Genomic DNA, 13,507 nt, shown 5'->3' with positions numbered 1-13,507 from the left:
GGGGTTAAGCCGTGGGAGCCACCCTAAAAACTGACTTTGCGGCAGCCCTGAAAAAGGGCGGTGGCACGCAGGCATGGTCTTTTCCCCTCTGCTCCAGGAACAAAGGGACGGCGCGGCAACAGCGAGGGTCTACTCCAGACGGGCAGGCCATAAATTCCAGCAAGTCATAGAGGCCGCTAAGCCTCGTGCCTTCCTTCACCCTCTACACTCCGCCCATGCCCGTGATTGCCGTTGATAAACCCCTGCACCTGACCTCGCACGACGTGGTGAACCGCGCCCGCCGCGCCCGCAAGACCAAGCGGGTGGGCCACACCGGCACGCTGGACCCGCTGGCTACCGGGGTGCTGGTGCTGGCGGTAGAGGGCAGCACCAAGGTGGTGCAGTTCATGGAGGCCGACAGCAAGGACTATCTGGCCTGGATCAGCCTGGGCGCGGGAACGCCGACGCTGGACGCCGAGGGGCCGATCAGTGAGACGGCGGACGTTTCACTGCTGGACGCCGATGCAATCGGGGCACTCCTGACACAGTTCACTGGCCTTCAGAAGCAGATTCCCCCGCAGTACAGCGCCATTCAGGTGGGCGGGCAGCGCGCCTACGCGGTGGCGCGGGCCGGGGGCGAGCTGGACCTGCCCGCGCGGAACGTGGTGATCCACTCGCTGGAGTTGCTGGGCGTCTATGACCGCGTGCAGGACGCGCCGCGCACCTTTGACCCGCAGGACTGGACGCCTGCCGAAACGGGCCTGACCTTTCTCCTACCGGAAGCGCTGGGCGAGTTTCCCACGCTGCTGGTGCGCGCCAGCGTGGGCAGCGGCACCTATCTGCGCTCACTGGCGCGGGACGTGGGCGCGGCGCTGGGTCTGCCAGCCCATTTGGCTGGTCTGGTGCGGACGCGGGTGGGCCGCTACAGCCTTGCCGACGCCGTGCAGATGGAGAATTTAGAGGACGCCACGGGTCTGAGCGATCTGAACGCACTGGACTTTCCGTGCATTGAAGCCGACGACCTGATGGCCCGCGAACTGCGCCAGGGAAAACGCCCCCAGCGCCCGGAAGTCGGGCGGCATGTGGTCACGCTGGGCGGCGAACTGGTGGCCGTGGTGGACGGGAATGGGGAGCAGTTGAAGGTGGTACGGGTGTGGGCGTGAGCCTTCAGGCCGTTTCCAGCCATTCCAGGGCAGCGGCCAGTACCGGATCGGCAGCGGTCTGAAATTCGGCCCAGTCGGTCTCAATGTGGACATCGGGCGGAATGGGGCCGTCGTAAATCTGGCCTGTACGGTCGGCCTCCAGTACGCCAGAGATCACCAGTGCCGCGCCGTCTGGCAGGTCATGCGTGCTGTTTCCAATGGTCTTGCCGCGCGTCGGCTGGCCGAAGGTGCGCGTCCCCGCGCGGCCCAGCATTGACAGCGCAGCCACCTCACCGGAACTGGCGGTCATCCCAGAGAGGAGAACGGCCACCGGAACGTCGTCTGACACAGTGGGAAAGACCCGGCTGGAAACCCAGACCTCGCAGGCACGCTGATCGGCCTGTTCGAGCATGAAGGCCACTGCCGTATCCACGCCGTCTCTGTCCTCACGCTCGTAGTGCCAGGGCCAGCGCTGCTCACCCCTCACGAACGATCCCAGCAGACCCTCGCCAGTCAGCGGCCCCAGTCCGGCCAGCATGGGATAGCAGTTGCCGCCCAGATTCAGGCGTAAATCGACAATCCAGCGAGTTGCGCCCTGACTGGCAAGGTCCAGCAATGCCGACTGCACAGCGCTTTGATAGGTGCCGCCCTCGCTGAGCTGGCCGCTGCCCCCGTGCTTAGGCAAGACCAACAGGCCCACTCCTGGCCGGACGAGCGACGATTGAGGCGTGAAGGTGAAGCGCGGTAGATCGGCAGCCTCCAGCACGATATCGCCGCGTTGAACGGTGACGGTCATGCTCTGCCCTGTCCTCACCACGTCCTTCGGATACCCGGCGATCAACCCTGCTCCAATCGCCTGACCATTCACCGCCAGTAGCCTGTCACCCAACCGTAGGCCAGCCTGTGCCGCTGGCCCCTGCGGATGCAGTTCCACCACGACGCCGCCCATCCAGGTCAGGCCAAAATCGCCTGGAATGATCTCCTGCCAGCCGGGTTCCCCAAGGAAACTGTGCCCATCGCCCAGCGCCGCCAGCGCGTGCCGAAGCGCGGGATAACAGTCCATCGTCGTTTGCGCGTCGGCGCACAATTTCTGGCATTCCCGCGTCATCTGCGCCCAGTCCACCCGGCCCGCGTATAGCGCTTCCTTTTGAATGATCTCCAGCGCACCATCCAGATACGCCTCCAGATCAGCCCGCATAGCCCGGAGCCTCTTCCGCCCGCACCGCACCGATCCCTTCCAGCCCGCCCGCGATTCTGACCAGCAATTCGTCCTGCAAGGCGGGCGCGATAAATTGCACACCCACGGGCAACCTCTTGCCGTCCACTTCCTCAAATCCGGCGGGGACGCTCAGGGCAGGCAGGCCCGCGAGGTTGACCGCTACCGTATCCACATCGGCGGCGTACATGGTCAGCGGATCGTTCATCTTCTCGCCCAGTCGGAAGGCCGGAAAGGGACTGGTGGGCGTGACCAGCACGTTAAAGTCTGCGAAGGCGGCGCTGAATTCATTGGCGATCAACCTGCGTACACGGGTGGCCTTGCTGTAATAGGCGTCGTAATAGCCGCTGCTGAGGGCGTAGGTGCCGATCATGATGCGGCGCTGGACCTCGCGCCCGAAACCGCGTTCACGGGTGCGGGTCATGCTGCCCAGCACGTCGCCCCCTGGTTCGCGGCTGCCGTAGACCATGCCGTCATAGCGGGCCAGATTGCTGCTGGCTTCGGGCATGGAGATAAGGTAATAGGTGGCGATGGCGTGTTTCAGGGCGGGCAGGCTGACCTCGGCCACGCTTGCACCCGCACCACGCAGCGCGTCCAGGGTGGCGTTCAGCACGGCGCTGACGCCCGCCGTGTTGCCGCCCAGACTCTCGGTGATCACACCAACGCGCAGGCCGCGCAGGTCTTCGGGCGTTCCGGCGGCAAAGGCGGGCGGCGCGTCCAGGCTGGTGGCGTCGCGCCCATCGTGTCCGGCGATGACGTTCATCAGCAGGGCCAGATCGGCGGCGCTGCGGGCCACCGGGCCAATCTGATCCAGGCTGCTGGCATGGGCCACCAGACCGTAACGGCTGACCCGCCCGTAGGTGGGCTTGAGGCCGTACACCCCGCACAGCGCCGCAGGCTGCCGCACCGAACCGCCCGTATCGCTGCCCAGACTCACGGGCACCAGACCCGCTGCCACCACTGCCGCGCTGCCGCTGCTGGTGCCACCGGTCACGCGCGAGGTGTCCCAGGGATTCAGCGTCGGGCCAAACGCGCTGCTCTCGCCGGAGCTGCCCATCGCAAATTCGTCCATATTGGCCTTGCCCACGATCACCGCGCCCGCGTCCAGCAGGCGCTGCACGGCGGTGGCGGTATAGGGGCTGACATAATGCTCCAGCATCCGGCTACCGCAGGTGGTGCGCGTGCCGTTCAGGTTGAGGTTGTCCTTGATGACCATTGGCAGACCCGCCAGCGGCAGGGATTCGCCCGCCGCCAGACGCGACTGCACGGCCACCGCCTGTTCGTCGGCGTGGTCGTTCAGGCTGATCAGCGCATTCAGTCCGCTGGCCGCTTCAGCGCGGGCGCGGGCGGCGGCCAGCAGGGCGGCAGCGGTGGTTTCACCCGCCTGCACGGTGCGGACGAGTTCGGCGGCAGAGTGGGGGTCAGTGGACGGCAGCGACATACCGCGCCAGTGTACCGGGCTGTGAACAGGCGCAAGTGCCGCCACCAGGAGTCCCGCCTCGCCGCAGGCCCCTGCAAACTTGTCTATCCAGCCGTGACTAGGTCAAGGGCGGCCCAGCACGCCGCCGCAGGCGATACGGACTGCGATTGAGAGGGATTGAAAATGCCAGAGATCCGAGCAGGCGTCCAGGCATCCTCGCTCCGAGCTGTCCCAGTCGTAGGCGCTGTTCTGGAGCGGACAGTGAGCAGGGGAAAAACAGGCTCAGGGCGTGGAGTATGGGCATCGGCGCAGTCCCGATTTCTGCCGCGTTCTAGACGGAATCCGTATCGGGGGACCAGATCATCCTCCACGCTGCCAACCTTCACGCAAGCTGGCCTCCGTTCCAGAAAACAGCTCCAGAATGATCTTTTCCCTGACCATGTACGGCAAAAATTTGGTGTCTGAACACATAAAACTGCCGCAAACGACGCTTTATCAGAAAGATGAGATGTTTTATAGAGTTGAGTAAGGGCGGGTGACATATAGTGGGCGCATGCAGGCTGCTGGAGCGTCCAACTGGTCATACGGCCTGCTGACGGATGTGGGTCGTCAGCGACGAGGTGGGGTCAATCAGGACGCCGCCCTGGCGCTGAACCTGCCCCAGGGCGGCCTCTTTGCGGTGGCCGACGGCATGGGGGGACACGCCGCCGGGGAACTCGCGGCCACGCTGGCGCTGGAAGCCCTCAGCAGCCATTACCTGTCCCGCCGCACCTCGCCGCCCGCACGGCTGGCGGAGGCTGTGCAGGCGGCCAACGTGTCAGTGCTGCGCCACGCCGTCGGCGAGTACATGGGCATGGGCACCACCCTGATTGCCGCGCTGATCGACCGGGGCGCACTGATGATCGCCCACGTCGGCGATTCGCGCGCCTACCTGCTGCGCGGCAGCCAACTGCACCGCCTGACCGAGGACCACTCCTGGGTCAGCGAGCAGGTGCGGCTGGGCCACCTGACCGAGGAGGAAGCCAGGGACCACCAGTGGCGCAGCGTGGTCAGCAATGCGCTGGGCGGCGAGGAACGGGTGCGGCTGGAACTGTTCGGGCTGCGGCTGTGCGCCGGGGACCGGGTCCTGCTGTGCAGCGACGGCCTGAGCAGCGTGGTTACCGACACCGAACTGCTGGAACTGCTGGCCCGTCCACTGGTCCCGGACTCGGTGGTGCGCTGTCTGATCGACGCCGCCAACGACGCGGGCGGCCCTGACAACATCACGGCGCTGGTGATCGACGTGCAGCAGGACCAGCACCTGCCCACCTACAACCTGCCCGCCCCCCAGAACAGCGGTCCCGATTACGTGGACGCGCTGCTGAGCGCGCAGCGGGGCAACAGCCTGAACACCTACCTGCTGCTGATGCTGGCCTATTTCACCCTGCTGGGCGTGATCCTGCTGCCCGGCCAGCGTGTGTTGATCGCTGTCGTGGGCACCGCGCTGCTGGCCGGGATTCTGCTGATTCAGCGGCTGGCCCTGATCCGCCGGGCTAGCGGACAGTTGGGCCGTCCCAGCGCTGTCCTCGAACAGGCCAGGAGCGTACCCACCCGCCCCGCACCACCCTCCACACCCCAGCGTTCCACCCACGACACCTGACGCCGGGACAGTCCTGAAACAGGATGATGCCTCTCAGCCCATAGACCGCTATGCTCAGGGCATGAAAGACATTGTCCAGACCGCCGACGCCCCCGCCGCCATCGGCCCCTACAGCCAGGCCGTCGTTTTTGGCAATCTGGTGGTCACCAGCGGTCAGATCCCGCTGACCCCCGACGGCCAACTGGTGGCGCAGGACATCACCGCCCAGACCGAGCAGGTCATGCAGAACCTGCGCGCCGTGCTGCGGGCGGCAGGCACCGACATGGACCGCGTGGTCAAAACCACCGTGTTTCTGGCCGACATGAACGAATTCGCTGACATGAACGCCGTCTACGAGCGCCACTTTCCCGCCCCGGCCCCGGCCCGTAGCACCGTGCAGGTGGCCCGACTGCCCCGTGACGTGCGCGTGGAGATCGAGGTGATGGCCGAACTGCACTGAGCAGGTAGCGGGGCGAGAATGGAGATCCATGCAGAACTCCTGCGACAGAAAATGGCCCCTCTCCTGTGAAGGCAGAGGGGCTTTGCGTGATTCCGTAGACGGGGGCGGCAGGAAGGCCGCGCCCTAATCCAATCTCCTGCTACTCCAGCGTCTGGACGCCGCCGCCGTTGACAAATAGCGTCTGACCGCTGACCCAGCCCGAAATCGGCGCGGCAAAGTACAGCACCGCCCCGGCGATGTCCTCCGGCTCGCCCAGGCGCTTGATGGGCGTGTGGGCCAGCATCTGCGCCTCGATTTCGGGCGTAAGGACGGTGGACAGGGCGTGGGTGCGCGTCGCGCCGGGGCCGACGGCATTGACGCGAACTTCCGGGCCGAAGTCCAACGCCAGATTGGCCGTCATGTGGTTCAGGGCCGCCTTGGACGACGCGTAGGCGCTGATGTTGGGGCTGCGGTTGATGCTGGCCATCGAAGTGATGTTGACCACCGAGCCGTAGCCCGCGTCCTTCATGTGCGGCACGCACAACTGACACAGCCGCCACGCGCTAAAGACATTGAGTTCAAAGACCCGCGCAAAATCTTCCACGCTGATCTTGAAGGGATTCTCGCGGCCCGCGCCGCCGCCCCCGGCGTTGTTGACCAGGATGTGCAGGCCGCCCAGTTCGGCCACCGTGCGCTCCACCAGGTTCACCAGATCCGCGTCCACGGTCACGTTGCAGGCCACTGCGATGGCACGTCCACCCGCCGCCGTGATCTCATCGGCCACCTTCTGAGCGTCACCCACTTTCAGGTCACCCACGGCCACCGCCGCACCCGCACCCGCCAGCATCAGCGTGGAGGCGCGGCCAATGCCGTTGCCACCCCCGGTCACGACGGCCACCTTGCCGTCCAGATCAAAGAGCTTCCGTATGTCCTGTGTGTCCATGTCTGTTCCTCCTGTGGCACGAAATCTGCCGGTCTCCCCCGACTCTAGCGGACGCTTTTCCAGATGCCGGGAGTGGCAAGAGACGATCAAGAGTGTTGGCCCACGCGCCGAAAACGGATGGGAAGGGTGAGAGGTTCGCGGCAAATTCGGGACGCAGCTTTCCGCACCACTGCGCGGCTATACTGACGCGCCTCATGCCCGATGACCTGACCACTCCCGAATCCGCCAGCGCTCCGCTGTACTCGCCCGCGCGGGTGCGGGAACTGCTGACCCAGCACGGGTTGAAACCCACCAAGAGCCTGGGCCAGAATTTTCTGATCGACGGCAACATCCTGCGCGCGATTGCCGAGGCGGGTTTGAGCGGCGGCCCGGCTCAGGGCACACCCGTGCTGGAAGTCGGCCCCGGCCTGGGCGTGCTGACCCGCGAGATGGCCACGCGCGGCGCACAGGTCACGGCACTGGAGAAAGACCAGAAACTGCGCCCGGTGCTGGCCGAGACGCTGGCCGGGCTGGACGTCAACGTGGTCTGGGGCGACGCACTGGAGTTCGATTATTCCTCCTTGCCGCCCGGCACGCGCGTGATCGCCAATCTGCCGTACTACATCACCGGAGTGCTGCTGTCACGCTTCATGCGTGCGCCCGCCATCGTGTCGGCCACCGTGCTGGTGCAGAAGGAAGTCGGGCAGCGGCTGGCCTCCCGGCCCGGCGAGGACAACTACGGCTTTCTCACGGCCCTGGCGTCGCTGTACGGCACGGTCAAGCATGTCCGCGACGTGCCGAAAGGGGCGTTTTTTCCAGCCCCGGACGTGACCAGCAGCGTGATCCGGCTGGACTTTGACCGCTCGCGGCCACCCCCACCGCCAGAATTGCTGAAATTCGTGGAGGCGGCCCTGGCCCACCGCCGCAAGACCCTGCGGAACAACCTCCGCATGATCGGCCAGGATGCAGAGGCCATCGATACGGCGCTGGCGGCGGGGGGCCTGCGCCCGGACGTGCGGGCCGAGGACGTGCCGCTGGACGCCCTGCGGGAACTGGCAGAGCGGCTGGGCGTGCTAGGGTAACAGTTACGATTCTATGCCCGTGAACATTTTGTCTGACCCTCTCTGTGATGGGGCCGCTCGCCTCGCATGCCCCGGTTTTTTAATGGCCCCGTGACCATCACCCCGCTCCAACACCATCTTCTTCTCAATACGGGGTCCGCCCCGGAGGTTTCCCCTTGAAGTTCTACGTAATCGGCGACGTGACCGTTGACCACCTGTACCATCTGAACAAGCTGCCCAGACCCGGCGAGGAAGTCACGCCCCTGCGCGCGAGCATGAAGCCCGGCGGCGCGGGCGGCACCATTGCCGTCACGCTTGCCCGGCTGGGCCACACCGTTACGCTGGCCGCGTGTGTGGGCGACGATCCCTTTGCCGACTACGCCCTGAGCCGCGTGCGCGAGAGCGGCGTGGGCGAGGCGGCCATTCAGCGCAGCGCCGACCACCTGACCAGCACCATCACCCTGATGCAGACGGCGGACGGCCAGCGCACCATGATCAGCGACGGCGCAGCCAACCGCCAGCTCGATCCGTCCAAACTGAAGAAAAAGGATGTGGAGGCGTGCGACGCCCTGATCGTCAATGCCTACAGCCTGATTGAGGGACCGCAGCGCGAGTTCACCTTGCAGGCCGTCGAGTACGCCCGCAGCGCCAAGAAACCCGTACCTGTATTTATCGATCTGGGCACAGGCGCAGTCAACAAGGTGGGCACCGGACTGCGTGAAGAGGCGCTGAATTCGGACTACCTGACCCTCAACCAGCACGAGTTGCAGGCGCTGACGGGCACCCGTTCGATCAGCGCCGCCCTGAAGCAACTGGGCGAGGCCGGGGCACAGAAGGTGGTGGTCAAGGTGGGCAAGATGGGCAGCATCATCTGGACCCCCACCGAGACCGAACTGGTGGACGCCGTGCCGCCGGAAGGCGCAGTCGTGGTGGATTCCACTGGCGCGGGCGACACTTTCACCGCCACCTTTGCCCACGCCATTCTTTCGGGGGCCAGCATGGCCGAGAGTGCCCGCGCCGCCAACGCCGCCGGAGCGCTGGCCGCCACCGGTTTCGGCGCGCAGGAGCATCCCATCACCACCGCCGATCTGGCTGTGGCCGTTCCAAAGACCAAGAAAAAGTAGTCCTTCTCCGCGCAGGCATCAAAACGAGTAGGCATCAAAACGTACAGGCATCAAAAAAAGAGGCACCGACAGATTCTCGGTGCCTCTCTCCTGTCCCAGCTCAGGCCCGCAGCGCAGGCGGGTCCGGCAACACACGCGTGACATACGGCTTCCAGCTCCCGAGCGGCTGGTTGCGCGGAATCGGCTGCCCGGCATCGTTGACGTACACCATGCGGAAGCGCCAGCGCTTGACCTCCAGTTCCCCAGCCTCGCGGTAATGCATTTCCACGTCCAGGTTGGTGGCAGCGGGGTCCGTGTCGCGGGCGGCCAGCAGGTTGAAATCGGTCAGTTTCTGGGTGCCGTACAGCTCTTTGGTGGCCTTGACGGTCTGCTTCTTGGGCGGCGTGCCGTGGACGGGCAGCAGCCGCGACATGCTGGAATAGTCCCGCTTCTGCCAGCAGGACAGGAATTCGGTCAGTGCCTGTTGCGGAGTGGGAGTATTCATACCGCCATTATCTCAAATCCGGCCTCACGTTGCCTTGAGCGTTGTGGCGTATTCGGGGGGGGGCGGCAATCTGGCAAAGGGAGTGCCGATGTGGTCCCGCTAGAGTGCTGAAATGCTCCGTCCCCTTGACCTGACCGTCTGGCCTCGCCGCCAGATTTTCCAGCACTTCCGGCAGAACCCCTGCACCTTCAACGTCACCGTTTCCGTGGACGTGACGGCGTTCAAAAGCAGGCTAAAGGAGGCGGGGCTGCCCTTCGTTCCCGCCCTGATCTATGCCATCTGCACGGTGGTTAACCGGCTGCCCGCGCTGCGAATGGGATTGATCGACGGAGAACAGCCGGGCGTCTGGGACAGTGTCCTGCCCCTCTACACGGTCTTTCACCCGGAGACGGAAACTTTCTCGGCGTTGTGGACCGAGTTGGGCGGGGATTTCGCCGAGTTTCTGGACAACCATCAGGCCGACGCGCAGAACTACAGTTCGCTGCTGGACTACCTGCCCAAACCAGGAACGCCGCCCAACGCCCTGAATATCTCCGTCGCGCCGTGGCTGGGCTTCAGCGCCTTCGAGCTGAACATTCAGGATGGAGCGGATTATTTGTTGCCCATTTTCACGGTGGGACGGTACGAGGAAAGCGCGGGCCGACTGCTGATGCCGGTGGCGCTGCGGGCCAACCATGCGGCCTGCGACGGCTTTCACATCGCGCAGTTTTATCAAGAGCTGCAACGGGAGCTGGACACCTTTACACCCACGCCCTAGCCCTCCACCATCACCCGCCGTGCGCCATCCTCGGCCTGCTTGATACTCAGGACGCGGCTGGCCCCGCTGCCGTCGGTGGTCACGCCCCACAGGGCGGTGGCGACCTCCATCGTCGCCTTCTGATGCGTGACCAGCAGGAACTGCGCGCCGCGCGCGCTGAAGCGTTCCAGAAAAGCGGTGAAGCGGCGGATGTTGGCCTCGTCCAGCGGGGCGTCCACCTCGTCCAGCACGGCCAGCGGTAATCCTCCCGCCCCACCGTCGCCGCCCGCATGGTTCAGCGCGAACAGGAAGCCCAGCCCCGCCATCGTGCGTTCCCCGGCGCTCAGGAGGTTGAGGTTGCGGGTGCGCTTGCCCTTGGGCTGCACGGCCAAACGCAGGCCAGTCAATCGGCCCGAGTCGTCGCTCTCCCCTTCCAGCTCGCCCTCGCCGCCCAGCAGCTCGGTGCTGTAGTCGCGGAAGGCGGCGTTCACGCGGATGAAAGCGGCACGGGTGGCGGCCCCTTCCGCGTCTTGCAATTCGCCCAGGTGGACGCGCAGTTCGGCGGTGGCCCCGTCGGCGTCGGCGGCCTCAGCCCGCTGGGTGGACAGTTCGGCCAGTTCGGCGGCGTGATCGGCCTCGGCGCGGGCGTTGACGGTGCCCAGCCCTTCCAATTCGGCGCGGGCGCGGGCCAGTTCCGCCGTCCACTCGCGCGGGGTGCCGGGCGGGGTGCAGCCGTCGGGCAGAGGTTCCAGGCTGCCCTCGCGGCGGGCCACCAGCACGCGCAAGTCGTCCAGGCGGGCGCGGACCTTGTTCTGGCTGCCGATCAGGTTGGCGTAGGCCAGGGCGGCGGCTTCGCGGGCAGCCTCGGCACGCGGGAATTCGGCTTCGTCCAGTTCGCCCAGCGCGGCTTCGCGGCGGGAGCGTTCGGCGGCGGCGGCGTTCAGGTGGGCGTCCTGGGTGGAGGCGGCCCCGACGTTGGCGTCCAGCCTGGCGCGCAGATCGGCGGCGCGAGTCTGGGCGGATTCGTAAGCGCGCCATGCAGCGGATAATTCGCGGGCCAGGGCCAGCGCCTCGGCGGCCTCGCGTTCGGCGGCGCGGCCTGTCTCGGCGGTGTGGCGGGCAGCGGCCAGCTCAGCTTCCAGCGCAGCCACATCTGGCAGGTCCAGGCCAGCCACGGTCTCCACTTCCGGCCCCAGCCGCGCCAGTAGGCGGTCCCGGTTCTCGCCCAGGCTGCGGGCCTGCGCGGTCAGTTCGGTGACGCGGCGCTCTGCATCGCGTTCCTCACGGGCGGCGCGTTCGCGGGCGGCGAGCAATCCATCGTGGCGCTCGTTGCCGCCGCCCAGCGTCAGCCTCAACCGCTCCAGATCCGCAGAGAACTGCGTTCCCAGCGCATCGGCCTCTTCCAGTTCCGCCTCCAGCTCCTGAAAACGGCGCTGATCGCTCAGGACACCCGCACCGCTGTCGCGCAATCTGCCGCCAGTGATGGCCCCGCCGGGTTCCACCAGTTCGCCGTCCAGGGTGACCAGACGCGGGCGATTGCTGTGGGAGCGGGCAATGCGGTTGGCGGCGCGCAGGTCCTGCACCAACAGTGTATCGGCCAGAATCGCCTGTCCCACCAGCGGCGGATCGCTGGGGCACAGGTCCGCCAGGTTGCCCACCACGCCCGATTCGTGCAGAAATTGAGCGTCGCGGCGGGGGCGGGCGCGGATCAGGTCCAGCGGCAGGAAGGTGGCTCGCCCCCCCGAACGCTTCAGCTCCTCGATGATGTCGCGGGCGTCGTCGGCGCGGCCCACCACCACCTGCTCCAGCCGCCGCCCCAGCGCCGCGCCGATGGCGGTTTCGTACTCGGCAGGCACCGTCAGCAGGTCCGCCACCGAACCCACGATGCCGGGGTGGTCCAGCCGCAGGGCATTGCGCGCGCCCTCGCCGTAACGGGCGTAGCCGTTGAGGGCGGTTTGCAGGCGTTCGCGTTCGCGGCGTAGGGGGGCCACGCTGGCATTCACGCGGGCCAGTTCATTCGTCAGGTGGCGTTCCTGATTCACGGCAGCCTCCCGTTCGGCGGCCAGCGCGGCGTACTGCGATTCGGCGTATTCGCGGGCGTCGCGCGAGGTGGTCAGCCGTTCGGCAGCCGCTTCCAGGCTTTCAGAGGCCGTTTCCAGATTGCCCTCAGCCCGCTCCAGTTCGGCGCGCAGGGTTTCGCGGCTGGCATCCGCACGGGCCAGACCCTCGGCGGCGCGGGCAGCCAGCGTGCGGGCACGGGCCAGTTCGGCGTCCAGCGTGCGCGCACGGCGTTCTGCCGTCTCAGCCTCGCTGCGAATCTGGGCGGAAGCAGTTTCCAGCGCGGCCAGATCGGGCGCAGGCTGGGCTGGGGGCGAAGTGGGAAGGCTGGCGAGTTCCGCCTGCAAGCCCTCAGCCTCGCTATGCAAATGGGCGCGGTAACGTTCCGCCTGCGCGTGGGCATCTCGCGCGGCCTTGAGTGCGTCCAGCGCCCCAGCGTGGGCATCCCGCCGGACACGGGCATCCTGGGCAGCCTCACGGGCACTCTCCACTCCAGCGGCGGCGGTCTGGACTTCGGCGGCCAGCGCGGCACTCTGAATGTCGAGCTGTGCTGTTTCGGCCCGCGCCCCAGCAATCTCACGGTGGAGGGCGGCCTGACGTTCGCGTTTCAGGGCGTCTTCCAACGTCAGCATCCGCAGGCTCAATTCACGCCATCGGCGGGCCTGCTGGGCGGCGCGCTCCAATCTCGAAACCGCCGCCTCGCGCTCATCCAGCGGAAGGCGCAACTGGGCCAGATGGGTGTCGGCCTCCTTCAAGCGGGCCTCAGTTTCCTGGCGGGCGCTGACGGCGCGGGACAGCCCGGCGGCCTCCTGCACGTAGCCCAGCAGCGTGCGGCCCTCCGCGCCCACCACGCCGCTGACCTCGCCCTGGCCGATCACCGCCAGCCCCCCTGGACCCAGCCCGGTGCCTCGCAGAGCGGCCTGAATGTCGCGGGCGCGCACGAGCTTGCCGTTCAGATCCTGTTCGCCCGCGCCGTCGCGGTAGATGCGGCGCGACAGGTTCACGCGGCCCTCCGGAGTCTGCAATTCCAGTTGCACCTCCGCCAGCCCCAGCGGAGCCTTGCCGCCACTGCCGTGAAAGATCAGTTCGCTGCCCCGCCCGGCCCGCAACTCGCGCGCTCGCGCTCCGTGCGTGACCCAGCGCAGGCCCTCCACGACGTTGCTCTTGCCGCTGCCGTTGGGACCGATCACGGCGCTGACGCCGGGACCGAACTCCAGCCGGGTGCGTTCGGCGAAGCTCTTGAAACCTTGCAGGGTGATGGAGCGCAGCATGGCTGCGGGTCTAAGGGTCAAGGGGCTGAAGGTGCAG

General features: G+C 66.7%; 11 protein-coding genes. 6 read left to right on the top strand and 5 right to left on the bottom strand.

The window, feature by feature from the left end:
• Positions 1 to 215 precede the first annotated feature (215 nt).
• A complete protein-coding gene (gene truB, locus BOO71_RS11810; protein WP_075832867.1) occupies positions 216 to 1,142 on the top strand; it encodes a tRNA pseudouridine(55) synthase TruB in 927 nt (308 codons plus the stop codon).
• Between the two features lie 4 nt (positions 1,143 to 1,146).
• On the opposite strand, the gene BOO71_RS11805 is transcribed toward truB, so the two are convergent.
• Positions 1,147 to 2,319, bottom strand: a complete 1,173-nt coding sequence (locus BOO71_RS11805; RefSeq protein ID WP_075832543.1) for a S41 family peptidase — start codon at positions 2,317 to 2,319, stop codon at positions 1,147 to 1,149.
• Positions 2,309 to 3,778 (bottom strand): Asp-tRNA(Asn)/Glu-tRNA(Gln) amidotransferase subunit GatA, encoded by a 1,470-nt coding sequence (gene gatA, locus BOO71_RS11800; protein WP_075832541.1) that lies wholly within the window; start codon positions 3,776 to 3,778, stop codon positions 2,309 to 2,311. The genes BOO71_RS11805 and gatA overlap by 11 nt, the downstream gene beginning before the upstream one ends.
• 532 nt (positions 3,779 to 4,310) lie before the next feature.
• On the opposite strand from gatA, the gene BOO71_RS11795 reads away from it, so the two are divergent.
• On the top strand, positions 4,311 to 5,396 hold the full coding sequence (locus BOO71_RS11795) for a PP2C family protein-serine/threonine phosphatase (protein ID WP_075832539.1): 1,086 nt from the start codon (positions 4,311 to 4,313) through the stop codon (positions 5,394 to 5,396).
• Between the two features lie 61 nt (positions 5,397 to 5,457).
• The gene (locus tag BOO71_RS11790) at positions 5,458 to 5,835 is read left to right on the top strand and encodes a RidA family protein (RefSeq protein WP_075832537.1); all 378 of its coding nucleotides are present in this window, start codon (positions 5,458 to 5,460) and stop codon (positions 5,833 to 5,835) included.
• Positions 5,836 to 5,974: 139 nt separating this feature from the next.
• Here the strand turns inward: BOO71_RS11790 and BOO71_RS11785 are convergent, their stop codons facing one another.
• Positions 5,975 to 6,757 (bottom strand): glucose 1-dehydrogenase, encoded by a 783-nt coding sequence (locus BOO71_RS11785; RefSeq protein WP_075832535.1) that lies wholly within the window; start codon positions 6,755 to 6,757, stop codon positions 5,975 to 5,977.
• Between the two features lie 194 nt (positions 6,758 to 6,951).
• Between BOO71_RS11785 and rsmA the strand changes: the two genes are divergently transcribed.
• Both rsmA and BOO71_RS11775 read left to right on the top strand, forming a co-directional pair.
• Positions 6,952 to 7,818: a 16S rRNA (adenine(1518)-N(6)/adenine(1519)-N(6))-dimethyltransferase RsmA gene (gene rsmA / locus BOO71_RS11780; protein ID WP_075832533.1), complete on the top strand. Its 867-nt coding sequence runs from the start codon at positions 6,952 to 6,954 to the stop codon at positions 7,816 to 7,818.
• 155 nt (positions 7,819 to 7,973) lie between these two features.
• Positions 7,974 to 8,921: a carbohydrate kinase family protein gene (locus BOO71_RS11775; RefSeq protein WP_075832531.1), complete on the top strand. Its 948-nt coding sequence runs from the start codon at positions 7,974 to 7,976 to the stop codon at positions 8,919 to 8,921.
• Between the two features lie 100 nt (positions 8,922 to 9,021).
• Here BOO71_RS11775 and BOO71_RS11770 read toward each other — a convergent pair whose 3' ends face one another.
• Positions 9,022 to 9,405 carry a hypothetical protein gene (locus BOO71_RS11770; protein ID WP_075832529.1) on the bottom strand — a complete coding sequence of 128 codons (384 nt, stop codon included), beginning with the start codon at positions 9,403 to 9,405 and terminating at the stop codon, positions 9,022 to 9,024.
• A 112-nt stretch (positions 9,406 to 9,517) separates the two neighbouring features.
• Here BOO71_RS11770 and BOO71_RS11765 point away from each other — a divergent pair, with 112 nt between their 5' ends.
• Positions 9,518 to 10,162, top strand: a complete 645-nt coding sequence (locus tag BOO71_RS11765; protein ID WP_075832527.1) for a CatA-like O-acetyltransferase — start codon at positions 9,518 to 9,520, stop codon at positions 10,160 to 10,162.
• On the opposite strand, the gene BOO71_RS11760 is transcribed toward BOO71_RS11765, so the two are convergent.
• Positions 10,159 to 13,470, bottom strand: a complete 3,312-nt coding sequence (locus BOO71_RS11760) for an AAA family ATPase (RefSeq protein ID WP_075832525.1) — start codon at positions 13,468 to 13,470, stop codon at positions 10,159 to 10,161. The two genes, BOO71_RS11765 and BOO71_RS11760, sit on opposite strands and share 4 nt — an antisense overlap.
• Between the last annotated feature and the right edge of the window lie 37 nt (positions 13,471 to 13,507).

The sequence above is a fragment of the Deinococcus marmoris genome, assembly GCF_001949125.1.
Classification (GTDB): domain Bacteria; phylum Deinococcota; class Deinococci; order Deinococcales; family Deinococcaceae; genus Deinococcus; species Deinococcus marmoris_A.
Note: the sequence above shows the minus strand (reverse complement) of the source record. Positions and strands in the feature narration are given on the sequence as shown.

Excerpts from the sequence above, each read along its gene's own strand:
- truB (WP_075832867.1), top strand. The coding sequence starts at position 216 with ATGCCCGTGATTGCCGTTGATAAACCCCTGCACCTGACCTCGCACGAC.
- BOO71_RS11805 (WP_075832543.1), bottom strand. The coding sequence starts at position 2,319 with ATGCGGGCTGATCTGGAGGCGTATCTGGATGGTGCGCTGGAGATCATT.
- gatA (WP_075832541.1), bottom strand. The coding sequence starts at position 3,778 with ATGTCGCTGCCGTCCACTGACCCCCACTCTGCCGCCGAACTCGTCCGC.
- BOO71_RS11795 (WP_075832539.1), top strand. The coding sequence starts at position 4,311 with ATGCAGGCTGCTGGAGCGTCCAACTGGTCATACGGCCTGCTGACGGAT.
- BOO71_RS11790 (WP_075832537.1), top strand. The coding sequence starts at position 5,458 with ATGAAAGACATTGTCCAGACCGCCGACGCCCCCGCCGCCATCGGCCCC.
- BOO71_RS11785 (WP_075832535.1), bottom strand. The coding sequence starts at position 6,757 with ATGGACACACAGGACATACGGAAGCTCTTTGATCTGGACGGCAAGGTG.
- rsmA (WP_075832533.1), top strand. The coding sequence starts at position 6,952 with ATGCCCGATGACCTGACCACTCCCGAATCCGCCAGCGCTCCGCTGTAC.
- BOO71_RS11770 (WP_075832529.1), bottom strand. The coding sequence starts at position 9,405 with ATGAATACTCCCACTCCGCAACAGGCACTGACCGAATTCCTGTCCTGC.
- BOO71_RS11765 (WP_075832527.1), top strand. The coding sequence starts at position 9,518 with ATGCTCCGTCCCCTTGACCTGACCGTCTGGCCTCGCCGCCAGATTTTC.
- BOO71_RS11760 (WP_075832525.1), bottom strand. The coding sequence starts at position 13,470 with ATGCTGCGCTCCATCACCCTGCAAGGTTTCAAGAGCTTCGCCGAACGC.